We start from the raw sequence: 22,871 nt of genomic DNA, 5'->3' as shown, positions 1-22,871 counted from the left end.
GAACTATTTGATTCTCTAATTTTTCAATCTTTGAATTTTTCAATCCTTTAATTTTAAGAAATTACCCAAAATTTGTTCTCCAACATCACCACTTTTTTCGGGATGAAATTGAGTTCCATAAAAATTTTCATTTTCCAATGCTGAGGAATATTCTAGCTCGTAATTAGTTGTAGCAATGGTTTCTGTACAAATAGGAGCATAAAAACTATGTACTAAATACATATATTCGTTCTCAGCAATTCCTTTGAATAAATCTGATTTCAAGTTGTAAATTTGGTTCCACCCCATTTGTGGTACTTTTACTTTTGGCGTGAATTTAATCACATCAACATCAAAAATTCCCAAACCTTTGGTATTCCCTTCCTCCGATTTGTTGCACATCAGTTGCATTCCCAAACATATTCCCAAAACAGGTTGTTTCAAGGTTGGAATCAAAGTCTCTAAACCACTTTCTAAAAGCATTTTCATTGCGGAACTTGCTTCTCCAACGCCTGGAAAGATCACTTTGTCTGCTACTTTAATTTCTTCTGGATTATTACTCAAAATGGCTTTGAATCCCAATCTTTCGATGGCAAACATAATACTTTGAATATTGCCTGCACCGTAATTTATGATTACTGTTTTCATTTATATTGGTCTTAATGTTGTAAAGTCAAAAGTCATAAAGTCAATGCCGGAGCACTTTAAGACTTTAAGACTTTTGTCTTTCGACTAAATTAAAGCATCCCCTTTGTACTTGGCAAAATCATTTTTTCTGTATCCCGCTTTACGGCTACTTTTATTGCTTTGGCAAAAGCTTTAAAAATGGCTTCAATCTTGTGATGTTCGTTCGTTCCTTCTGCCTTTATATTGATGTTGGCTTTCGCTCCATCCGAGAAAGATTTGAAGAAATGATAAAACATCTCCGTTGGCATTTTTCCGACCATCTCCCGTTTAAATTCGGATTCCCAAACCAGCCAGTTTCTGCCTCCAAAATCAATAGCCACTTGCGCTAAACAGTCGTCCATTGGCAAACAAAAACCGTAACGTTCTATTCCTAATTTATTTCCTAATGCTTTCGCAAAAACTTCTCCAAGTGCAATTGCTGTATCTTCAATTGTGTGGTGTTCGTCTACTTCCAAATCACCTTTTACAAGAATTTCCAAGTCCATTTGTCCGTGACGAGCTATTTGATCCAGCATGTGGTCAAAGAAAGCAATACCAGTTTCGATTTTGCTTTTACCCGTTCCATCAAGGTTTACGTTGATGTAAATATCCGTTTCATTTGTTTTTCTTTTTATTGAAGCGGAGCGTTCTTCTAATTTCAAAAACTCATAAATTACTTTCCAATCGGTAGTTTGCAAAGCAATAACGGAATCTAATTCCTCTCTTTTTGAAGCAATTTCGTCGCCTCCCAATTCTTCATCGGTATTAATAAAAATCGCTTTTGAACCTAAATTTTTGGCTAATTCAACGTCGGTTATCCTATCTCCTATTACGAATGAATTTGTTAAATCATACTCCGGATTATCAATGTATTTTGTCAACAAACCTAATGCAGGTTTGCGCGTTGGAGCATTTTCGTGCGGAAATGTTTTATCAATTAAGACTTCACTAAAAACCACGCCTTCATTAGCAAATGCTTTCATTATTAAATTATGCACGGGCCAAAAGTTAATTTCCGGATGCGAATCCGTACCCAAACCATCTTGATTGGTCACCATTACGAGTTCAAAATCTAGTTCCAAAGCAATTTTCCCAAGGTATTGAAATGCTTTTGGATAGAATTCCAGTTTTTCAAAACTGTCTAATTGATAATCATTTGGTTCCAAAACCATTGTTCCGTCACGATCTATAAAAAGTATTTTTTTCATTTAGCTATGTCTTAGTTATCTACTGTAAAATTATATTAAAAACATTTTGTGTCTTCTGACATTTTTTCTATTTTCTTTAAGGCTATTTCCTCCATAACTTCTTTAAAATAAAGGTAGTACTCAAAAATACCTATTTCATAGACTAATTGAACATAGGTTATTTTTCCTGCTTCAACTTGAACTTCAAATTTTTCAGCACTTTCCCCTGGCTTCTTTCTGCCACCTTTAACAAAACAATTATGCTTTCCTTCAGCAACTTCATGTACGGAGTATTTTTTATTATTCAGTTTACAAACAAATTTATCATCAATAAACATTTTGAATGCTGAACCAGAGCCAGAAATACCTGTAGAACGTAGGAAATAGATTTTACCAGTTTTTTCTTTGTGTTGAGCATTGATAAAAGAAGTGAAACACAAAAAAATTAAAAAGCTTAACAACAGGTGTTTATTTATTTTCTTCATTTCGTTTTAATTAAGTTATTTACTAATTGCTAATAACACCTCAATCAACTTCTTATTCTCATTCTCTGTTCCAACAGTTAAACGCAATGTATTTTCACAAAGTGGTTGGGTGGTTCGATTTCTGATTACAATTCCTTTTGCAATCAACTCTGCGTATCTTTTATTGGCATCATCCACTTTTACCAAAATAAAATTGGCTTCTGTAGGATAAGTTTTTTCGACAAAATTAATATCAAGTAACACTTTAAGTAATTCCTCTCTTTGCGCTATAATAGATTCAATTTCAAATTTTATCTTTTCCGGCTTGTCTAATCGTTCCAATGCTCTTTTTTGAGTCAGTTCATTCACATTATACGGTGGTTTTATTTTATTCAAAACCGAAATTACTTCAGCAGATGCATAACAAATTCCCAATCTGATTCCTGCCAAACCGTACGCTTTTGATAGTGTTTGAGTAATGACCAAATTTGGATATTCGTCTAATTCATTAATCCAACTTTCTTTTTTTGAAAAGTCAATATATGCTTCATCAATTACTACCAACCCCTTAAAATTTTGAAGAATATACGCCACACTTTCATCCGAATAAGAATTTCCGGTTGGATTATTTGGTGAACATAAAAAAATGATTTTAGTGGTTGCATCAACAGCTTTAATAATTTTTTCTATTTGCGGTTGAAAATCTTCTGAAAGTAATACTTCTCTGTTTTCAACTGCATTGATATTAGCCAAAACACCATACATTCCGTAGGTTGGCGGTAAGGTAATCACATTATCTGTTTTTGGTTCACAAAAAGCTCTGAATAATAAATCCAATACTTCATCACTGCCATTTCCAAGTAAAATTTGGTTGGTCTTTACATTTTTTTGTTTGGCCAAAACTGCTTTCACACTCATTTGTTGTGGATCAGGATAGCGATTTACGCCATTCTCAAACGGATTTTCATTGGCATCCAAAAAAATCATATCAGCAGTATCAAAACCCTCAAATTCATCGCGAGCAGAGGAATACGGCTTCATTGTTTTTACGTTCTCTCGAACCAAATTATTGATATCAAAACTATTTCCCATCTTCCAGTGCTTTTAATCGTAATGTAACTGCATTTTTGTGTGCTTGCAACCCTTCGGCATCAGCCATTATTTCAATAGCTTTTCCTATATTTTGGATTCCTTTTTCCGTTATTTTTTGAAAAGTCATTGTTTTTGTAAAACTATCTAAATTTACACCACTATAGTTTTTTGCATATCCGTTGGTAGGCAAGGTATGATTGGTGCCCGATGCGTAATCACCGGCGCTCTCCGGTGTATAATTCCCTATAAAAACCGAACCTGCATTTTCAATTTCGTCAATATAAAAATCATCGTTGGCAGTGCACACAATAAAGTGTTCCGGTCCGTATTCGTTTATTAAATCCAAAGCGATTTTATCATTTTCGACAAAAATTAATTTGGAGTTTGCGATAGCTTTTTCGGCAATCTCTTTGCGGGGTAATTGCTCTATTTGAAGTTGAATTTCTTCTTCAACGGCATCCATAAGTTTTTTAGACGTCGAAACCAAAATTACCTGACTGTCTGCTCCGTGTTCTGCTTGTGACAGTAAATCAGAGGCTACAAAAGCGGGAACTGCAGTATCATCAGCCACGATTAACAACTCAGATGGACCTGCGGGCATATCAATGGCAACGCCAAATTGAGTTGCTAATTGTTTTGCAACAGTAACAAACTGATTTCCTGGTCCAAAGATTTTATATACTTTAGGAATTGTTTCGGTACCAAATGTCAATCCTGCAATAGCCTGAATACCACCTACTTTTAAAATTTTTGTAACTCCGCATAAATTAGCAGCAAACAAGATGGCAGAATTTATGTTTCCGTTTTTATCTGGTGGCGAACACAATACGATTTCGTTGCAACCTGCAATTTCTGCGGGAACAGCAAGCATCAATACTGTTGAAAACAAGGGTGCTGTGCCTCCAGGAATATACAATCCTACTTTTTGAATCGGTCGTTTTTCTTGCCAGCAGTTTACACCTTCGATTGTTTCGACAGCGACACGTTCTGTTTTTTGTGCCTTGTGAAATTTGGTTATATTTTCTTTTGCTAAAGCAATTGCTGCTTTTAATTCCTCTGATACACTCGCAACTGCTGCTTCAATCTCCCCTTTTGAAACTTCGAAATTGTTAACCGAAACTCCATCAAAAAGTGATGTATATTTGGCTACAGCCTCATCCCCTTTTTTCTGAACTTCCTTGAAAATTTCTTTTACTGTAGCTTCAATGTCATCTACCGTTTTTGTGGGCCGTTCTAGAATAGCAGACCACGTTTCTGGTTTTGGATTGTATATTTTATTCATTTTTAATTTTATTCAAAGATTAAATGATTTAAAAATTGAAAGATTTTACTTTTAAATCATATCATTAATAATTCTACAAAACCATTTTCTCAATTGGACAAATTAAAATCCCTTCGGCTCCAGCTTCTTTCAATTGATCAATCACATCCCAGAAAGTGTCTTTGTCGATTACCGAGTGTACGCTGCTCCACCCTTCTTGTGCCAAAGGCAAAACGGTTAAACTTCGTAATACCGGAAGAATTTTTCCAACAGCATCAATTTTGTCATTTGGCACATTCATCAAGATATACTTCGATTTTCTTGCTCTTAAAACAGATTCAATTCTGAATTTTAAAGTGTCTATTATTATTTGAGATTCAGGACTTACTTTTGGAGAAACAGCCAACACCGCTTCACTTTTAAAAATAACTTCAACCTCTTTTAGATTATTTTTAAATAATGTGCTTCCACTGGAAACAATATCAACAATAGCATCAGCAAGACCGATGTTTGGAGCTATTTCAACCGAACCTGAAATCTGGTGTATATCGACTGTTACACCTTTCGAATTAAAAAAATCAAGTACTGTTTTAGGGTAGGAAGTTGCAATACGCATACCATCTAAATCCTGAACGGATTTGTAATCAAATGCTTTAGGTACAGCAACAGATACTTTACATTTTGAAAAACCTAATTTTTGAATAACTTCAATATTCCCGCCTTTTTCAACTAATAAATTATCACCCACAATAGCAATATCTACAACTCCATCAATCAAATATTGAGGAATATCCGAATTTCTTAAATATAAAACTTCTAAAGGAAAATTAGAAGCTTCTGCTTTTAATTGGTCGATTCCGTTATCAATTGAAATGCCTGCATCTTTTAGAATTTGAATGCTGTCTTCGTTTAAACGCCCTGATTTTTGAATTGCAATTTTTAATGTACTCATTTTGTTTTTTGTTTTTTTGTTTAAAATATTTTGATTGAGTACAAATATGGGGTAATAAAAAACCCGTTTGATGTACTCAAACGGGTTTTTAGAATATGATGATTTACACACATACCATTAACACATCGCTTGAGAGCAATAATGAAAATGATGATGATGCAATTGATTTGTAAACATTTTTGTCTGCTTTATTTTAATTCTTTTGCAAATATACGAGTTAAATTCTTTAGAAAGCAATTTTTATTTTAACTTAAATGCTAATTTTTGTTAAATGAATATCATTCTTGTTTTTTATTATATTCTTTTTTCACAGCTGTATTCTCATTCACGGGTGCAGAAACAGCGCTGTCTTCACTAATTTCTGTATGACGAATTTCATCCCCAGAATTCCCTACTTTTATTGACAAAAATTGACACTATCACAAACAAAATATACGCCGTATTTTTTAACGAATCTTTCTTTAAAAACATTCCAGCTATCAAAATTCCAATTCCGAAAAAGGTTCCGATAATTAGAATTTTGTTTTCAACCATTTACAAATGAGTGTAATATGTATTTTGGTCTTGATTCCGTTTTCGGTCTCTGAATAAAAATAGTGCAGTTGAAAAGAATTAATATATGCATCTTTATTGTTTTTTTACAAATTCAGGGTTTATTGCATTACAAATTTAAAAGCAATGGTAGCAATATTAGCCGTCAAATTATCGCTTCGTTTGTAATGATTGAATCTAAAATCAATATTTTTTAAGCCAAATTTCCAAATTTTCCCTGCAGAAAAAATATCTGAATAGTTAACGCCAAAACCGTATTGATTGGCATCAAATGTGGCTAAATCAGCATCCGAAGTATAAAATTTTTCTGTTGACAAATGCGTTTCATAAGGCGCATAATATTTAGAACCCGCTTGTGTATAATAGCGGTACATGGGAAAAACAGTAAACTTATCGGACAATTTCACAGGAAGTTCAATACTGGCGGTATGCGATTGTATGTCCCAATTATCCGAATAAAAACGATAATAGGTTCGTAATATAAATCGGTCATTGATGTAATAATTCAAACGCGCTCCAACGGGAAGTTTAAACCGTGAATCCGGTAATCTTTCGATATCATCTGCTAATTTGTAAACTCCGGTGTTGCTTGGACTTTCGTAATTGCTTATGTATTGCGCTTGTCCAATGTAAAAATTGGCTTTGTCTGCAAAATAAATTCGGTGGTAAGGAGAAGACAATAATCCTTGTTGTTGCAATACATCAAAGAAAACGGAAACTTGTAATTTCTTAGTCAAAACCTGAGAAAACCCTACAGAAGCTGAAAATGAATTTCTGTTAACAGTAATAACCTGTTTAAATTCAGACGGCAAGTAATCTGTTGAGGATACACCGTTCTGATCCAAAACTGATACACCAAAAAAATAGCCTTGATTTAAAAAATTTGAACCATACAATGAATATTCGTGCAACTCTGTTGGATAAATAGGTCTCCATTGATCTATATATGCATTTACTTTCAAACTCAATTCTGTATTTTTTTCATTAAAAAGACCAGTGATTCCACCACCAAAACCAACTGAAGTGTAATCATATTCATTTGAAAAAGAAACATCTGTATTCCAAATAAAATTTCTGGAGTCGCTACTATGACTGTAATTAGCAACTATAGATACTAATTCATCACTTCTTGAAGCGCCAGATGAAGCTTGCCAAGGCGTTCCACTGGGTCCTGTAGCCTCCGCATTACTGCCTACTGTTGGATCAATAGCGCCTCCGCCACGAGAAGCACCCGTAGAATTAAATGGATTTATATTACTGGACGAAGCTGATGAATAGGCTGATATTCCTAAATCAATAGTCAAGACATCATCCTCATTCAACGGCATTGCAACCACAATATTAGAAGCGACATCTGTTAGTTTCTCTGAACCAATACCCCCAGAAACAGCTGATCTTGATCCATCTTGCTCGTAATAACTCGCTAGAAAGTCCACTTCTGTACTTTCTAACACTCTTTTTTTAAAAACGGGTTCTTTACTATTTTCTTGAGAAAAAGCAGTTACAGTGATTAAGATAAAAAGAGATAAAATTTTTATTTTCATTTTCTAATGGATTGGAATTTACAATCTGAATTGATGCTTTAAATTAATTGCAACCACAGCCGCCACCTGATTTTCCACCATTGGCTCCGCCAGCAGCTTCACGATATACTTGAAAAGACGTTTCATACCGTTCCGCTGTTCGGGCAGAAAGCTTCATATCAGGATCAGTTATTTTCTCTTTTTCGTATTCTTTTATGGAACTGCACGATTGCAAAATCAAAAGTGTAAAAAATACAAAGGCTATTTTATGTTTCATGAGTGCATTTTGTTATTAATTATATTTTTTGATATCAATTCCATTTGAAGAGTGAATTTTGCCTTTATCGTCAACAATAATACATTCAATACCTTTAATTTGATTTACTAGATCCAAGCCTACTTCTATTCCAAGTACAAAAATTCCTGTAGCCAACGCATCAGCGATTTCAGTCTGCTTGGAAAAAACAGAGACACTGACCACACCATTTGCCGGATACCCCGTTCTGGGATCAATAATATGCGAATAACGAATACCGTTAAAAATCACATATTTTTCATAACTGCCGGAAGTTTCCACCGCACTGTCTTCTATCGGGAACGTGGCAAAAATTTTATTCTTGTTCAAAGGGTTTACTATTCCTACAGTCCAAGGTTTTCCGTCCGGTTGTTTCCCCCAGGCATTAATATCTCCCGAGACGTTTATAATTCCGGAAAGACAGCCTTTAGAAAACAATAAATCTTTTACTTTATCAGCAATATAGCCTTGTCCAATGCCGCCCAAACCTAATTTCATTCCTTCTGATTTTAGAAAAATAGTCTGTTCTTTCTGGTTTAGAATAATATTTTTATACCCAATTTTTGCGACTGATTTTTTTATGGCTTCATCGGTTGGCATTACTTTCATGGAACCATCAAATTTCCATATTTTGTCCATGGAAGCATACGAAATATCAAAAGCACCATTGGTAATTTGGGAGATTTTAATGGCTCTTTCGACCAATTCAAAAACTTCAGCATCCACTTTTACTGGCTGTATTCCTGCATTGCGATTGATTTCGGAGATTTGCGTTGTTGGAATCCAATCGGAGATTAAATACTCAATTCGTTTTACTTCGGCTACAGCCAAATCAATATATTCGTTGGCCTTTATAGTATCACTTGCAACAGCGGTAACCTCAAAAGGACTCCCTAACATAAACAACTTTCTCTTATGCGTAATTTGCGAAGTCGCTAATGCCGTTGTGAATATAAAACTGAGTACGAGTATTTTTTTCATTATTTCTCAAAGGAATGAATGATTTGAATGTATTCTTGCGGAGTCACATTTTTGTAACCAGTAATTCCTAATACGGTCCCTGTTTTATCCAGTAACAGCACTAAAGGGAAATTTCCAGATTTGTTGTACTGCTCAGCTAATTTTTTATTGCTAGCTGTTAAATTAGCAACCAGTAAATTTGCTTTTTTCTTAGGAAAATCAGCTTTGTATATGACCCATTTTTGCTCTGCCTCATTTTTAAAATCTTCTGACTTCCAGATTGTATTTTCTAGTTTAATACAAGGCGCACACCAATCAGATCCTGAAAACACAAGAAGGATATTTTTGTTTTCTTTGATTGCTTTTATTTTTGCATCATTAAAATCAGATTCCCAATTTTGAGAATAACCAAATGTTCCTAAGAAAAGAAACAAAATCAGCGTGTATTTTTTCATTTTAGGGTTGTTTTTATTTCTATAAAAGTATTTGTTTTCCCTAAACAACAATTTAGCAGAGAACAAAATTAAGACAGAATTAATTTAACAATAAGAGACTTAAGTAATAACCATGGTATAATGTCGTATTTTAAAATCAGGATAAAATCATGTAAAAATCTGATTTAAAGCTGTTTTACTTAAAGTTAATTCTTTTGACTTTACGACTTTTAAACTTTCGACTTACTTATAGCTCTTTGTTTTAATTTTATTACACAAAAACAGTCAGTGCTGTTCCTGCTAATGAAGTCTTGTACTCTTTTAAATTAGACACTGCAGGCCCAATTGTAACTACTCCCTTACTGGTAAATTGAGAATTATGTCTTGGACAAACAAATTTGTTACCTGCTTCATCATAATTAACAATAACTCCCTCATGAGGGCATGCAGCAGAGACTGCTAGAAAATCACCTGCGTTGGTTCTAGCGATAATTATTCCTTGGGTTACTAAAAAACCTCCGTTTTTAGCTAAAGTCCCCATGCTTACATCAACTGTGAAATTTGAACTTGCTGAAGGTGTCGGGGTGGTGGTACCTGATGAACCTGAATTTGTATCATCAGAGCTACAACTCACGGCCATGCCAGCAATACAAGCAGGTAGTAAAACTGTTGCTGCTCCAAATCCTACTCTGGAAAAAAATTCTTTTCTAGTCATAATTATTGATATTAGTTTCTAATAATAATAGTTACGTAAAAAACTCAAGTTTAGTTTTTTATTGAAAAATATTATTTTAAGTACTTAGTTTTTAGTCCTTTTTTAATAAACTACCTCGGAGCAAAGTCCCAGAGGTAGTAACTAAATAACTGCCACAGATTCACAGATTAATTCGTTATGTAATTTTAAAAATCTTTTTAATCCTTACAATCTGTGGCAAAAACTCTTTTTAATAATTGCGACAATATATCTTTCTTGCTACTTATAATCATTTAAAAAAAACTCTTTTATGATGATTTTTTTTTAAGTTATTGTTGCCCAGATTTTGAGTTGGACTCAGCTAGTGCATTTTCAGGATTTACAAAATTGTTCTCAATCCACAAGTTTACCTAGTAATATACCAAAAACTAATTTTTTGCCTGATTGTAAAACCCAGTTTTTGATAGAGTGTTATGGCTGTGCTATTGTCTTCAATTACATGTAAATAAGGTATTTTATTTTGGTTAAAAATTTCATTTACTGTATGGGCAACTAATTGTTTGGCGTATCCTTTTCCGGTATGATTGGGATGTGTTACTACTGCGCTGACTTCGATAAAATCATTCATTTGCATGCGCTCACCACTCACGGCAACAAGTTTATTGTTTTTGAAAATACCATAATAATTGCCTAATAAAGCGGTTTTCTTTTTAAAATACCCTGGTTGCACCAAATTTACCAACGCATATAAAGCATCAATATGTTCATCAGTCAGTTGTATGATTCGATCATTAACTAGAATGTCGATTGGATTGTAAACAATCATTTGAAGGCAAACCAATTCTTTATTAATCGTCAATAGATTTGAAAATTCTGGTTTTTCTCCAACAATAAAGAATTTATCAACCATTGCAGCGTATTTATCGATAGACTTAGCAATAGCATCGCCTTTTTCAAAACCACCAAACGGGCAATAATCCGGAGGATAGAATTTTATATTGCCAGAATTCATAGCAAAATTTTGATGCGTTTCTAATAACGAAAACCAAACTGGATTATCTAATTTTTTATCGTTTTGTGTTTTCATAATAATTTAGTTTTTGAAAGTTGATCATCAATTTTACGTACTTTTTCATCCGTTAAAATTAACGGTATTTATGTTTCACTCTTTTTGCGGGTAATGTTAGTTCCTTCAATATAAAAATTAAAATTCATTATTAGTGCTCTAAGAACCGTACTGAATCTAGTTTTGAGCCTAATTTCAAGCTGAATCAATATCTTAAGATAAGAAAAGAGTATATTTGTCCTTGATCTTTAATGTTTAAAATTACTGACACTACCTTTTATAATTAAAATCCCTTGATTATTAAGCTATTATTGAAAAGCTACTAATGAAAATTGTACTAAAGAAGTGTTTTTAAATTTAATAAATTAGGTTTACAAGCATCATTTAAAATGACTCTATAATAAACTTGATGCATTAAAGTCGTTTATTAGAGCGCACTCAGCACTTATATAAAAAATATCCTATGTACTTAGAGAGGTTTGAGATTAAAAAAAACATTCAAAAAACGGATGATAAAAATTTGTCCTTCCGGGTTTTTGACCTTGGGACAGCAAGTGCTGAAGATTATTTGAAACCACATAAAAAAGATCATTTTTGTATCATACTTGTGGAATCAGGAAGTATTAAAGTACATATCGAAGACAAAATTCATTTATTAAATTCAGGAAAAATTTCTATTCTGTTTCCGGATCAAATCCACTTTTTGTCAAATTTGTCAACTGATTTATCTGGCAAAATTATATTATTTGAAGAAGTATTGTTCTGTTCAGATATATTGAAAAATGAGCTCAGTGCCTATAATGTAAACTTATCGGCCCACCTTAATTGTACCGCACTTTCTAGCCTAGAATTTGAACAAGTCTTACCTATTATAAAGAACATACAGGATATTTATAATGCCCCTAGCCTAGTTAAAAAAGAGCAGGCCCGTTTTTATATCAAAATCTTCCTTTTGGGACTCATTGAATCAATCCATGGCCAACATCCTGTTTTACATCAGGACACTCAAGGTCCTGACCAGAATACCTATATAGCCTTTAAAAAACTTTTGAACCATCAATATAAAATTGAGCGCACTGTACAATACTATGCCTTAAAACTGGCTATTAGCACTAAAAAGTTAAATGCACTAAATAAAAAATATTCTGGCGAAACCGCAATAAATGCAATCCACAACCGGATCCTTACCGAAATTAAAAGACAATTACTGTTTACTGATCGCTCTCACAAAGAAATCGCATTTGACCTTGGGTTTAGCTCTCCATCAGCTCTTAATAAATTTGTAAGAGCTAAGCTAAAGGAAACGCCAACGGACCTTCAGAATGGCCTGGCGCAAATTTATACCGCATAGTCTTGTATATATAACATCCCTCCTTTCCTTCTGATCTATCTTTGCATCAGTAATTAATACTATTCAAAATAGAGATTAATTACTGTTGCAAAAAATCGATTACAGCTTTATTATTCCATTTAATTCTGAATAGAAAAAATTAAAATTATAAAGGCATCCTGTAATTTCAATCACGCAATACCTCACACACTCGAAAAAAAATCGATCAAAATTACCCAATTTCATTGGTGTACTAATTTGAATGATAGTAGGAGCGTATCGCTTATTTAAAAATAAAACAAAATGAATAGTAACACTTTGACAAACAAAAATCTGCATGTTATTTTGGAGGAAAACCTAAAATTAGCAAATGAGATTAATCCTCAAGAGATAAAGGTTTTGGTTAACGAAATTAAAGTAGCCAAACGAATTTTTGTAATGGCAGCAGGGAGAAGCGGACTTGCATTAAAAATGGCAGCCATGAGATTTATGCATTTAGGCTATACGGTATTCATAGTAGGAGAAACGAATACACCCGCCATTCTTGAAGGTGATTTGTTACTGCTAGCATCAGGATCTGGCACTACTTCTTCAGTACTCTCATCAGCGGTGAAAGCGAAGGCTCAAAAAGCAACAGTTATTGCGCTGACTGCCGATGCAGAAAGTAAATTAGCAGAAGTGGCAGACCATATCATATTCATAAAAGCGGCAACAAAAACTGACTTTGGGGCTTCGGTCTCCGAGCAGTATGCAGGCAGCCTTTTTGAACAGTTTATATTATTTATCCTGGAGAGCGTTTTTATGTCGCTTTGGCAAGAATCAAAGTTGACCAAAGAAGACCTATGGCCCAAACACGCCAACCTGGAATAACGATTTTTTTAATATTATTAATTTTTTTAAACATTTTAGACATGACAAAATTACAAGTCGCAATTGATTTACTTACTACAGAAGCAGCATTAGAACTAGCACACAAAGTAGCACCTTACGTAGATATTATAGAATTAGGTACTCCGCTTATTAAATCGGAAGGACTTAGTGTGGTAACAGCAATGAAAACTGCTTTCCCTGACAAATTAATTTTTGCAGACATGAAAATTGCAGATACCGGTTTTCTAGAAGCTGAGATTGCATTTAAAGCTGGAGCAGATCTAGTAACCGTTATGGGTGCTGTAGATGATGCAACTGTAAAAGGCGCGGTAGAAGCTGCAGCAAAATATGGTAAAAAAGTAGTAGTTGATACTATTGGAGTTAAAGATAGAGTACAAAGAGCAAAAGAAGTAACTGCTTTTGGAGTTGCTTTTGTTGAACTACACGCTGGTCTTGACGAACAAACATTAGCAGGATATTCTGTACAAACACTGATTAGTGAAGGTAAACTAGCAAAAGTTCCTTTCTCTGTAGCAGGTGGTGTGAATATTAGTACAATAAAGGATGTTGTAGCTGCTGGTGCAGATGTAGCTGTTGCTGGTGGTGCCATTTATGGTGCTGAAGATCCGGCTGCTGCGGCAAAAGCATTAAAAGAAGCTATAAATAGTGTTACTGTAGCCTAATAATTGATTAATTTTGGCTGGACTTTATAAATAAAGTCCAGCCTTTTTTTTTCTAATAATAAATTTACATACTAATTATGAATACATTCGATTTTGGTATAGTGGGCCTAGGAGTTATGGGGCGTAATCTACTTTTAAATATGGCCGACCAAGGTCATGCTGTAGCTGGCTTAGACTTAGATGATGATAAAGTTCTTTCTCTCACAGAAGAAGCGAATTCCCAACACCGAATTAAAGCCACAACAGCCGTCGAAGATTTTGTTGCACTTATCAGACAGCCAAGAGCTATCCTGATATTAGTACCAGCAGGAAAACCTGTTGATGCTGTCATTCAAAACCTACTGCCCCACCTAGATAAAGGAGATATTCTTATCGACGGCGGAAATACATGTTTTACTGATACTGACCGTAGATATACAGAATTATCGGCCAAGGGAATCCACTTTTTTGGAATGGGAATCTCAGGAGGCGAAAAAGGAGCCCGTTTTGGCCCTAGCCTTATGCCCGGAGGTAATAAAGAAGCCTATGAAAGGCTACGTCCTATTTTTGAATCCATTGCTGCTAAAGTAAATGGAGAACCTTGCGTAGAATACTTAGGCAACGGATCTGCAGGAAACTACGTGAAAATGGCGCATAACGGAATTGAATATGGGATTATGCAGCTTATTTCAGAGGCATACGATCTTATGAAACGCGGATACGAACTAGACGACACTACAATTCAAAAAGTATTTGAAGACTGGAATAACACCGAACTCGAATCCTACCTGATTGAAATAACAGGACACATCCTGAAGAAAAAAGATACTGATGGCCAGATATTAATAAATCTAATCTCCGACTGGGCAAAATCCAAAGGAACAGGAAAATGGACTTCTCAAAATGCCATGGACTTAGAAGTTCCTCTTTCAACCGTAGATGCTGCCGTTGCAATGAGGGAAATGTCTAAAAATAAACCGGAAAGAATTGAGGCTTCCTCAAAATTAATTTGGAATGCGGAACAAACCAATACTGATTTGCCTGCAGCCATAGAAACACTTAAAGAGGCTTTATATTTTTCCATATTAATTACTTATGCCCAAGGATTAGCCTTGCTAACAAAAGCTTCAAAAGAATATAATTACGAATTGAACTTGGAGACAATCGCTAAAATTTGGCGTGGTGGATGTATTATTCGTTCGGTAGTATTGGAGGATTTCCGAAAGGCTTACGCCAAAAATAGTGAACTGAAAAACATACTGCTCGATGATAGCATAGCAAAGACCTTAAATGAGAATCAATCCAGCATAAGGAATACCGTTCAATTTGCCGTTCAAAAAGGGATACCTATTGCCGGTCTAATGAACTCCTTAGCGTATTTTGATGCTTATCGATCAGAAAACCTTCCTACTAATCTGATACAGGCATTACGCGACTACTTCGGGGCTCATACTTATGAGCGTACTGATACTAACGGTATATTTCACACCGAGTGGAATGACTAAATTTTAAATGGAACATAATGGATAATCTCAATACTATAAACCCAACCATCATTCTTGTTTTTGGGGCTACCGGTGACTTAGCTAAAAGAAAGCTTTTCCCCGCTTTTTATAATCTTTATCTTGATGGTCGTATGCCGGAAAAGTTTGAGATCATTGCCTTAGGAAGGGCCGAAAACAGTGATGCGCATTACCGAAACCATGTGAGTGAAAACCTAAATGAGTTTTCGAGAAATAAAATAGCCTCCGAAAAAGAGTTCGAACAATTTGCTTCTCATATTTCTTATTTGCAAAATGATATCGACAAAGAAGAATCATACGTGTTGATGAAACAAAAGTTAGACGCCATAGATGCGTCTTTTGGGGTACGTGCCAATCGACTTTTTTACCTCTCAATAGCACCTTCTTTCATTGAAACCATATCTAATAATATTAAGAAATTAGATCTTGCCGCGAATCCGGAACAGGATCGTATTATTATTGAAAAACCGTTTGGTTATGATAAAAGTTCTGCCGAGCTCTTAAATAAGCTATTGGCAAAAACCTTCGAAGAGGAACAAATCTACCGCATAGACCACTATTTAGGCAAAGAAACCGTACAGAACATCCTAGCTTTCCGCTTTGGAAATTCAATGTTTGAGCCGCTCTGGAACCGTAACTTTATTGATTCGGTACAGATTACGGTTGCCGAAGAAGTGGGTGTTGAAGACCGCGGTGGTTTTTATGAAGGTGCCGGAGCATTAAGGGATATGATACAAAATCACCTGATGCAAATTTTAACGATGGTTGCCATGGAAGCCCCCACTTCGTTACAAGCTGATGAGGTCAGAAACCGTAAAGCTGACGTTTTAAAAGCAATACGCCGTATAACTCCTGATGAAGTAGAACACTACACAGTGAGAGGCCAGTACGAAAAAGCTTCGATAAAAGGAAAACCGATAGCTGGATACCTGCAAGAAAAAGGGGTGAAGGATAATTCCATCACAGAAACATTTGTAGCAATGAAATTTTATCTGGATAACTGGCGTTGGCAAGGTGTTCCCTTTTACGTTCGAACAGGTAAAAGAATGAAGGAAAAACAATCCTCAATCGTTATACAATTCAAACCGGTACCTCATTCTACCTTTTCTTTTGGGAAAGAAGGCATGATGCCAAACCGATTAATCATAAACATTCAGCCCGCAATGGATATTAGGCTGCAGTTTATGACTAAAAAACAAGGCTTGTCTCTTTCGTTAAAACCAGCTGAAATGGTTTTTGACTATTTTTCATGCTCTACCCAAGCAACTGAAGCCTATGAAACCCTTTTATTAGATGCTTTACAGGGAGATCCAACTTTATTCATGCGCTCCGATCAGGTCGAAGAAGCCTGGGATGTGGTAACATCCATTCAGGATGCTTGGGAAAACGATAAATTTTCAAGTCTACACAAATACGAAGCTGGAAGCTGGGGTCCTGAAGCGGCAAATGAATTACTTGCTCGTCAGGGGCATTCTTGGGCATCAAATACACTAGATGCCGAAGAAGAAAAGCTACGAAAGAAAGCAGAGAAAGCGGACAAGGCGGAAAAAGATAAGAAAGCAGTACAAACAAAACAAGTAGAAGTAGCAGCTGATGGTAAGAATTTTTAATACTAAGGAAGACATAACAAGCCAGGCTGCCAATATATTTGTAGCTGCTGCAGAAAAAGCAATACAGAAACGCGGTCGCTTTGTCGTAGCGCTTACCGGCGGTTCCTCACCTGTAGCTATCTATGCCCTTTTGGCAACAGCTTCCTACAAGACAAAAATAGATTGGGAAAAGATTTTTATTTTTTGGGGTGACGAACGCTGGGTACCGCTTGATGATGTACTTAGCAATGCAAAAATGGCTAACGATACGCTACTAAGTCTTGTAAATATACCAAAAAACAATATATTTTCAATGTATAGAGAAGGTGTTACTCCTGAGGATTACGCGTTGGAATATGAAAAATCTATTAAAAATATAACAGGCGAGGACGGACAATTTGACCTTATTTTATTAGGAATGGGCGATGATGGCCATACTGCTTCTCTTTTTCCAGGGCAAGCCGTATTGCAAGAACAGGATAAGTGGGTAGCAGCTTATTATCTTGAGTCTCAAACTATGTTTCGAATAACTCTAACTGCACCTCTTATTAATAGAGCGAAACAGATTGTAGTAGTGACTTTTGGAGAAAATAAAGCCTATGCCTTAAACGAAGTTTTATATGGAGCGTATAATCCCGAAAAATATCCTATGCAATTAATTAAACCATCGGATGGCGAATTATTGTTCTTGACCGATAAAGCTGCTACAAGTAAGGAAAAATAATTTAGTGCTAATTACATTGCATTATTAAGTTAGCGGTCTTGTTTAATTATCTTTAGCCACCACAGTGCAAAAATATTTTTTAATTTTATGACTATCCGTTACTAATACCATTGCGTTTTATTTTGTTATTTCGACGGAGGAGAAATCATATCAGTTGCTCTCGTTATGTGATTTCTCCCTTTGGTCGAAATAACAAAAGAGCTAAGTTTCATTTGTAAAATGTAGTTTGGTACAAGTAACGGACAACCATATTTAATTTTATGTCTTTCTGTAATTACTTCTATTAAAAGAAAACTGGCACGGATTCCCGGGTTATACATAGATTTTTTAAAATGGAAAAGTGTAAAATCTGTAGTAAAAAAATATACTTTAGGTATCAGATAAACATATATATATATTTAAAATATGTTTATCGGCTTATTCATCATTATATTTTTAGTTTTGAACCAAACAAAACACTTCAATAAAAAGCCAAATTCAAAATCCATTTTTCATTCAAATTGTTTATTTTTTGAGAAGGATGGTGTAGCGCTCTTACACGGTTAGATAAAATAAAATAATCTCAGATCATAACTAACTTACTCTACTGTTAGGACTCAAAGGAAAATATATACTTTAAAATTTTTTTTTATCAAAAATAAACACTAACTTTCTTAAAATCAATAAAATATATAATTCTAAAATTACCATTAAAAGTATCAAAAGACTACTATTTGATTGTAAATTCTCAATCCTTTTACAATAAAAAATAGGAAATTCCATTGTGTTAATGGAAACACCAAATTAAATTAACTAAAAGATACCCTTTTTAGCAAAAACACACTGTTTAATAACACTTAATACAGGAAACGTAACGATTATTACTTTTGTTTTTATTTAAAGAACTGCTGAGTACTATTGCTATTTATTGTTTTATTTTCGATACACAAAAATATTATTTTATTTTTTTTATAACATTCTAAAAATGAATACTATAGATTAATATCTAATGATATTCATCGCTTTTAAAGATCAATTACCCCTTAAGTCCACACCTATGATACCTATTAATGCCGTAATTATTACGAAAGAAAAAGACACTTTACAAATTATTAAAAAATTTGAAAAAGAAAACTTTATAATTCTTAAAATAGTAAACGAAACGAGCTCTATAATTGAAGGAATCAATAGTATACAATTACAAAAACCAGATCTCGTATTTTTAGATATTTCCTTTACAGATGATACTTTTTTTGATATGCTCAATGAATTAGAACAGAGCATTCCTAAACTGGTATTCATTTCTGCCGATAAACAAAATGCTGTAATCGCATTTAAACAAAATGCGATTGATTTTATTTTAAAACCTGTCGATTTTAATTCTCTTCTTTTAGCTGTATACAAAGTAATTAAAAGAATTAAAATGGAGCGATCCTATCAAAATCAGGTAATCAAGGCACTTGAGCTATTAAACTCATTAAATCAGCCAAACGACTATGTTGCGGTTTCCTCCTTGGATAAAATTGAACTCATTCCTATGTCGGAAATAATTTACTGTAAGGCCGAAGGAAGGTGCACTACTTTTTTTCTACAAAATGGTAAAAAAATCGTATCGAGTAAAAATTTAGGAGAATACAGTACAATTCTCGATCCCAACTATTTTTTTAGAATTCATCACTCGTATATTATTAATCTGCGTCACATAGTAAAAATTTCTAAAAAAGAGGGGTATTTCTGCGAATTTCCTAATGGTGTACTTTTGGCTGTTGCCAAAAGACGACAAGATGATTTTAATAAATTTATTAAACTTAAAGAATAACAATTACACAAAATGATAGGAGTTCTTTTTCGTTGTAAACTAATAAATATTTCCTGTATGACTGCACTTAAATACTAAAACCATGAAAACCGAGTTGAAAGCAAAATTCGAAAAAGTGCTATTAATTGATGATAATCCAATTGAACGCTACATTAATTCTAGAATAATTCTCCATAATAATTTTGGAAAAAAGGTTGTCGAGTTTTCACTTGCAAGGGAAGCACTGATATATTTAGAAGAAAATCAAGAAAGACATGGTCAGCTGCCTGAGATAATTTTTATAGATTTATATATGCCCCATTTTTCGGGTTTTGAATTTCTGGAAGCTTATGATAAATTTCCGCTTACTTTAAAAAATAAGGTTAAAGTATTTATTGTTTCAAACACGATTGATAATCATGATATTATTCGTGTTTGCAGGGACCCAAATGTAGTTTCCTTTCAGCAAAAACCTATTACACAAGAATTTCTGGATCGAATTATACTCAAATGATGCTAATTTTGAAACGTTTAAAAACAACTTGTTTTAAACCGCAAAGACACTCTTTTTTAATTTTCGAAACTAGTTCCATTCGTTTATAAATTATCTTTTTAAACCTTTTAAGAAAATACAATAAATGAACGCATAACTGTAGCAATAATACATTTTTATAAGAATTTTAATTATTAAAAATTCAAGTCCTTTTAGTTAATTTTAACTTTTTAATGTTTTTTTTATCCTTAAAAAGACACGAAAACAATAAAAATTAAGTTTCTCTTAATTTTTATCAAATAATTTTTACTTCGGTTCCTTTTCACTTATGCCTTAGTAGCCATCATTTATTACTTCTCGTTTTACATATATTAACGGACTAAATACATTTGCTCCGGAATTGGCACTTTTGCTAATACAAAACAAATTATTTAAACTGATTAAGGACCAGGGCAAAACCTGCACTTGCTCCTTAATTTTAACCCCAAATTATTTTTACAATGAAAAAAATTACATCACTTTTATCTATTATGGCTTTGACTGCTGTGTTTAGTACAAGTGCTTTGGCACAACAAAGTGCTTCTGCCTCTGCTCCTACAAGCACAACTATTGTTGCGCCAATTGGAATTACTAAAACAACTTCAATGACTTTCGGTTCTTTTGCAACAGGTGGTGCAGGTACATTAGTTATGACTTCTGCTGCTGTTAGATCTGCAACTGGCGGAGTTAAATTGACTACTATTACTGGAAGTCCTACCGCTGCTGAATTTTCAGTAACAGGTCAAGCATCTTATGGTTATGATATTACGTTACCAGCTTCACTTACACTTACAACTACAGCTACAGGAACAGTCAATACTATGATAGTTAATACTTTTACAAGCTCACTTACCAATAGTAAAGGTACTTTGGGTACTGATGGTACTAATAGCTTCACTGTTGGAGCTACGCTAAATGTTTTAGCTAGTCAAGTTGTTGGAACATATACAAATGCTGATGGTTTTGCAGTTACGGTAAATTACAACTAAATTGAATAAAAAGGGTGCTTAGAAATAAACACCCTTTTTAATTAAATTTTAAGGAGCTTAATTCATTAAATAGAAAAACAAAATACCACAAAATTAAAACCCTCATGACTAAAAAAAGTATTCTTATTCTGGTTCTTTTTTTAAATTTTTCATTTCCCTTACTGGCACAAGGCGATTTAATGGTATTCCCAAAACGCATTGTCTTTGACGGAATTCAAAGCCGGGTGCAAAATGTTAATTTATCCAATACCGGTAAGGATACCGCAACTTACAGATTATCCTACAGTCAGATTAAAATGGATGAAGATGGTAAATTCAATACGATAGAAGAACCAGAAGAAAATCAAAATTTTGCGTCACCTTATCTCCGTTATTATCCCCGCACCATAACTTTGGCGCCCAATGAATCGCAGGTAGTAAAAATTCAACTCATCAAAACCAGCGAATTAAAAGAAGGCGAATACCGCTCTCATCTGTATTTTCGAGGTGTTCCTAAAACGAAACTTTTAGAAAACGAAACCACCGCAACAGATACGCTCAAACCAAAAAGTTTAGATATTCAATTAACACCTGTTTATGGGATTTCAATCGCCAATATTATTACGATAGGACAAGCAACTACCGCGGTGACCTTATCTAATTTGGCATTGCTGCCATCACAGGATTTATACTTGGATATAAACCGCACAGGCAATCAATCTGCTTATGGGGAACTGAATGTCAATTATATTTATCCTGAGGGAATTAGTACTAATGTGGGACTAATAAAAGGCTTTGCAGTATATGCTCCTGGAAATTTGCGCAAAACCAAAATTAAACTCAATACTATTCCAGGTATTGATTACAGCAAGGGAAAATTACAGGTGATCTATTCTACCCCAAATCAAGAAACTACTTATGCTGAAGCCTTCCTTAATTTGTCAGACAACGAAGAATATTCACTTGAAACGGAAATTAATAGTAATAAATAAGAATCATCTGTTTGTAATTTTGTTTGTTTTTTGAAAACATTACGATAAAAAATACCATACCAAAACATCAAAATATTTTCAGATAAATTACGCTGTGAAAGACATCGTTTTTTTCTAAAACAAAGCATGATAATGAGATAAGTGCAATCGCAAAAGAATTATATTACAGATAAACCTTTTGATTTATATATTATTTAATAGAACAGAAAATTAATAATGCCAAAAATTCTTATAACAAGTATCGTTCTAATTATATTCATATTAGACTTAAAAGTACCTCTAGGAGTAGCAATAGCTGTTTTGTATATAATTCCTTTAGTTATTTCATATACTTTAGACAAAGATAAAATAATAAGGCTTGCCATAATATGCACTATTTTAACACTTATTGATACCATTGATTACTACCATATCGAAATGTATTATAGTGTTTTTACTAACAAATTCTTATCCATTCTTTCTATCTGGATATCGTGCTTTATTATTCTACGATACAAAGAAATCTTGTTACAAAAAGATACAGAAAAACAGAAATACCTAAAATCCATTACTGAAATGCTTTTTCAAGTTTCCCATCAAGTTCGAAGTCCTATTTCTAGAATGCAAGGTTTGACAAATCATATTGATTCTAAAGCTATATCAAAAGAAGAGTTAGAAAGTTTAAGTATCTATTTAAAAGATTCTGTTACTGAACTTGACATCTTCACAAGAACTTTGACAGCTAGTTTAGAAAAAATCCGAATTCAAAACACTACTGATCAAACAAATTCTAATTAATA

General features: G+C 33.9%; 24 protein-coding genes. 11 read left to right on the top strand and 13 right to left on the bottom strand.

What is annotated here, in order from left to right:
• Positions 1 to 39: 39 nt before the first annotated feature.
• The 13 genes from hisH to EKL98_RS02925 all read right to left on the bottom strand — a co-directional run bounded on the left by hisH (position 40) and on the right by EKL98_RS02925 (position 11,146).
• On the bottom strand, positions 40 to 627 hold the full coding sequence (gene hisH, locus EKL98_RS02980; protein ID WP_126561521.1) for an imidazole glycerol phosphate synthase subunit HisH: 588 nt from the start codon (positions 625 to 627) through the stop codon (positions 40 to 42).
• Between the two features lie 89 nt (positions 628 to 716).
• Positions 717 to 1,853, bottom strand: coding sequence for a bifunctional histidinol-phosphatase/imidazoleglycerol-phosphate dehydratase HisB (gene hisB, locus EKL98_RS02975; protein ID WP_126561520.1), 1,137 nt, complete (start codon positions 1,851 to 1,853; stop codon positions 717 to 719).
• A 35-nt stretch (positions 1,854 to 1,888) separates the two neighbouring features.
• Entirely contained in the window at positions 1,889 to 2,317 is a 429-nt protein-coding gene (locus EKL98_RS02970; protein ID WP_126561519.1) for a DUF2846 domain-containing protein, read from the bottom strand.
• Positions 2,318 to 2,332: 15 nt separating this feature from the next.
• Complete coding sequence (gene hisC, locus EKL98_RS02965) at positions 2,333 to 3,388, bottom strand: histidinol-phosphate transaminase (RefSeq protein WP_126561518.1); 1,056 nt, start codon at positions 3,386 to 3,388, stop codon at positions 2,333 to 2,335.
• Complete coding sequence (hisD, locus tag EKL98_RS02960; protein ID WP_126561517.1) at positions 3,378 to 4,670, bottom strand: histidinol dehydrogenase; 1,293 nt, start codon at positions 4,668 to 4,670, stop codon at positions 3,378 to 3,380. The genes hisC and hisD overlap by 11 nt, the downstream gene beginning before the upstream one ends.
• Positions 4,671 to 4,743: 73 nt before the next feature.
• A complete protein-coding gene (gene hisG, locus EKL98_RS02955) occupies positions 4,744 to 5,601 on the bottom strand; it encodes an ATP phosphoribosyltransferase (RefSeq protein WP_126561516.1) in 858 nt (285 codons plus the stop codon).
• Between the two features lie 278 nt (positions 5,602 to 5,879).
• Positions 5,880 to 6,008, bottom strand: coding sequence for a hypothetical protein (locus tag EKL98_RS18390; RefSeq protein ID WP_262706910.1), 129 nt, complete (start codon positions 6,006 to 6,008; stop codon positions 5,880 to 5,882).
• Positions 6,009 to 6,254: 246 nt separating this feature from the next.
• On the bottom strand, positions 6,255 to 7,697 hold the full coding sequence (locus EKL98_RS02950) for a DUF3570 domain-containing protein (RefSeq protein ID WP_126561515.1): 1,443 nt from the start codon (positions 7,695 to 7,697) through the stop codon (positions 6,255 to 6,257).
• Positions 7,698 to 7,740: 43 nt separating this feature from the next.
• On the bottom strand, positions 7,741 to 7,953 hold the full coding sequence (locus tag EKL98_RS02945; RefSeq protein WP_126451655.1) for a DUF4266 domain-containing protein: 213 nt from the start codon (positions 7,951 to 7,953) through the stop codon (positions 7,741 to 7,743).
• Positions 7,954 to 7,968: 15 nt separating this feature from the next.
• Entirely contained in the window at positions 7,969 to 8,952 is a 984-nt protein-coding gene (locus tag EKL98_RS02940) for an FAD:protein FMN transferase (protein WP_126561514.1), read from the bottom strand.
• Positions 8,952 to 9,386: a thioredoxin family protein gene (locus EKL98_RS02935; protein ID WP_126561513.1), complete on the bottom strand. Its 435-nt coding sequence runs from the start codon at positions 9,384 to 9,386 to the stop codon at positions 8,952 to 8,954. The genes EKL98_RS02940 and EKL98_RS02935 overlap by 1 nt, the downstream gene beginning before the upstream one ends.
• A gap of 250 nt (positions 9,387 to 9,636) precedes the next feature.
• On the bottom strand, positions 9,637 to 10,080 hold the full coding sequence (locus EKL98_RS02930) for a QcrA and Rieske domain-containing protein (RefSeq protein ID WP_126561512.1): 444 nt from the start codon (positions 10,078 to 10,080) through the stop codon (positions 9,637 to 9,639).
• Positions 10,081 to 10,465: 385 nt separating this feature from the next.
• A complete protein-coding gene (locus EKL98_RS02925; RefSeq protein WP_126561511.1) occupies positions 10,466 to 11,146 on the bottom strand; it encodes a GNAT family N-acetyltransferase in 681 nt (226 codons plus the stop codon).
• A 442-nt stretch (positions 11,147 to 11,588) separates the two neighbouring features.
• On the opposite strand from EKL98_RS02925, the gene EKL98_RS02920 reads away from it, so the two are divergent.
• The 11 genes from EKL98_RS02920 (at position 11,589) to EKL98_RS02870 (ending at position 22,869) form a co-directional block, all read left to right on the top strand.
• On the top strand, positions 11,589 to 12,476 hold the full coding sequence (locus EKL98_RS02920) for an AraC family transcriptional regulator (RefSeq protein ID WP_126459275.1): 888 nt from the start codon (positions 11,589 to 11,591) through the stop codon (positions 12,474 to 12,476).
• A gap of 282 nt (positions 12,477 to 12,758) precedes the next feature.
• Positions 12,759 to 13,325, top strand: a complete 567-nt coding sequence (gene hxlB, locus EKL98_RS02915; RefSeq protein WP_126459272.1) for a 6-phospho-3-hexuloisomerase — start codon at positions 12,759 to 12,761, stop codon at positions 13,323 to 13,325.
• A 41-nt stretch (positions 13,326 to 13,366) separates the two neighbouring features.
• A complete protein-coding gene (gene hxlA, locus EKL98_RS02910) occupies positions 13,367 to 14,008 on the top strand; it encodes a 3-hexulose-6-phosphate synthase (protein ID WP_126459269.1) in 642 nt (213 codons plus the stop codon).
• A gap of 77 nt (positions 14,009 to 14,085) precedes the next feature.
• A complete protein-coding gene (gene gndA, locus EKL98_RS02905) occupies positions 14,086 to 15,492 on the top strand; it encodes an NADP-dependent phosphogluconate dehydrogenase (protein ID WP_126561510.1) in 1,407 nt (468 codons plus the stop codon).
• A gap of 17 nt (positions 15,493 to 15,509) precedes the next feature.
• The gene (zwf, locus tag EKL98_RS02900; protein ID WP_126459263.1) at positions 15,510 to 17,120 is read left to right on the top strand and encodes a glucose-6-phosphate dehydrogenase; all 1,611 of its coding nucleotides are present in this window, start codon (positions 15,510 to 15,512) and stop codon (positions 17,118 to 17,120) included.
• Positions 17,104 to 17,823, top strand: coding sequence for a 6-phosphogluconolactonase (gene pgl, locus EKL98_RS02895; RefSeq protein WP_126561509.1), 720 nt, complete (start codon positions 17,104 to 17,106; stop codon positions 17,821 to 17,823). The genes zwf and pgl overlap by 17 nt, the downstream gene beginning before the upstream one ends.
• 1,036 nt (positions 17,824 to 18,859) lie before the next feature.
• A complete protein-coding gene (locus EKL98_RS02890; RefSeq protein WP_126561508.1) occupies positions 18,860 to 19,621 on the top strand; it encodes a LytR/AlgR family response regulator transcription factor in 762 nt (253 codons plus the stop codon).
• Between the two features lie 94 nt (positions 19,622 to 19,715).
• Entirely contained in the window at positions 19,716 to 20,114 is a 399-nt protein-coding gene (locus tag EKL98_RS02885; protein WP_233589345.1) for a response regulator, read from the top strand.
• Positions 20,115 to 20,593: 479 nt separating this feature from the next.
• A complete protein-coding gene (locus EKL98_RS02880) occupies positions 20,594 to 21,121 on the top strand; it encodes a DUF4402 domain-containing protein (protein WP_126459250.1) in 528 nt (175 codons plus the stop codon).
• A gap of 104 nt (positions 21,122 to 21,225) precedes the next feature.
• A complete protein-coding gene (locus tag EKL98_RS02875; protein ID WP_126459247.1) occupies positions 21,226 to 22,092 on the top strand; it encodes a fimbrial biogenesis chaperone in 867 nt (288 codons plus the stop codon).
• Positions 22,093 to 22,392: 300 nt separating this feature from the next.
• Positions 22,393 to 22,869, top strand: coding sequence for a hypothetical protein (locus EKL98_RS02870; protein WP_126561507.1), 477 nt, complete (start codon positions 22,393 to 22,395; stop codon positions 22,867 to 22,869).
• The last annotated feature ends 2 nt before the right edge of the window (positions 22,870 to 22,871 follow it).

The organism is Flavobacterium bomense (assembly GCF_003970355.1).
Note: the sequence above shows the minus strand (reverse complement) of the source record. Positions and strands in the feature narration are given on the sequence as shown.

Bases quoted from the DNA above. Each gene is read 5' to 3' on its own strand.
- EKL98_RS02925 (WP_126561511.1), bottom strand. From the start codon at position 11,146: ATGAAAACACAAAACGATAAAAAATTAGATAATCCAGTTTGGTTTTCG.
- EKL98_RS02930 (WP_126561512.1), bottom strand. From the start codon at position 10,080: ATGACTAGAAAAGAATTTTTTTCCAGAGTAGGATTTGGAGCAGCAACA.
- EKL98_RS02875 (WP_126459247.1), top strand. From the start codon at position 21,226: ATGACTAAAAAAAGTATTCTTATTCTGGTTCTTTTTTTAAATTTTTCA.
- EKL98_RS02940 (WP_126561514.1), bottom strand. From the start codon at position 8,952: ATGAAAAAAATACTCGTACTCAGTTTTATATTCACAACGGCATTAGCG.
- EKL98_RS02880 (WP_126459250.1), top strand. From the start codon at position 20,594: ATGAAAAAAATTACATCACTTTTATCTATTATGGCTTTGACTGCTGTG.
- hisB (WP_126561520.1), bottom strand. From the start codon at position 1,853: ATGAAAAAAATACTTTTTATAGATCGTGACGGAACAATGGTTTTGGAA.
- hisG (WP_126561516.1), bottom strand. From the start codon at position 5,601: ATGAGTACATTAAAAATTGCAATTCAAAAATCAGGGCGTTTAAACGAA.
- zwf (WP_126459263.1), top strand. From the start codon at position 15,510: ATGGATAATCTCAATACTATAAACCCAACCATCATTCTTGTTTTTGGG.
- hxlA (WP_126459269.1), top strand. From the start codon at position 13,367: ATGACAAAATTACAAGTCGCAATTGATTTACTTACTACAGAAGCAGCA.
- EKL98_RS02920 (WP_126459275.1), top strand. From the start codon at position 11,589: ATGTACTTAGAGAGGTTTGAGATTAAAAAAAACATTCAAAAAACGGAT.
- EKL98_RS02945 (WP_126451655.1), bottom strand. From the start codon at position 7,953: ATGAAACATAAAATAGCCTTTGTATTTTTTACACTTTTGATTTTGCAA.
- pgl (WP_126561509.1), top strand. From the start codon at position 17,104: ATGGTAAGAATTTTTAATACTAAGGAAGACATAACAAGCCAGGCTGCC.
- EKL98_RS02950 (WP_126561515.1), bottom strand. From the start codon at position 7,697: ATGAAAATAAAAATTTTATCTCTTTTTATCTTAATCACTGTAACTGCT.
- hxlB (WP_126459272.1), top strand. From the start codon at position 12,759: ATGAATAGTAACACTTTGACAAACAAAAATCTGCATGTTATTTTGGAG.
- EKL98_RS02935 (WP_126561513.1), bottom strand. From the start codon at position 9,386: ATGAAAAAATACACGCTGATTTTGTTTCTTTTCTTAGGAACATTTGGT.
- EKL98_RS02970 (WP_126561519.1), bottom strand. From the start codon at position 2,317: ATGAAGAAAATAAATAAACACCTGTTGTTAAGCTTTTTAATTTTTTTG.
- hisD (WP_126561517.1), bottom strand. From the start codon at position 4,670: ATGAATAAAATATACAATCCAAAACCAGAAACGTGGTCTGCTATTCTA.
- EKL98_RS02890 (WP_126561508.1), top strand. From the start codon at position 18,860: ATGATACCTATTAATGCCGTAATTATTACGAAAGAAAAAGACACTTTA.
- hisH (WP_126561521.1), bottom strand. From the start codon at position 627: ATGAAAACAGTAATCATAAATTACGGTGCAGGCAATATTCAAAGTATT.
- gndA (WP_126561510.1), top strand. From the start codon at position 14,086: ATGAATACATTCGATTTTGGTATAGTGGGCCTAGGAGTTATGGGGCGT.
- hisC (WP_126561518.1), bottom strand. From the start codon at position 3,388: ATGGGAAATAGTTTTGATATCAATAATTTGGTTCGAGAGAACGTAAAA.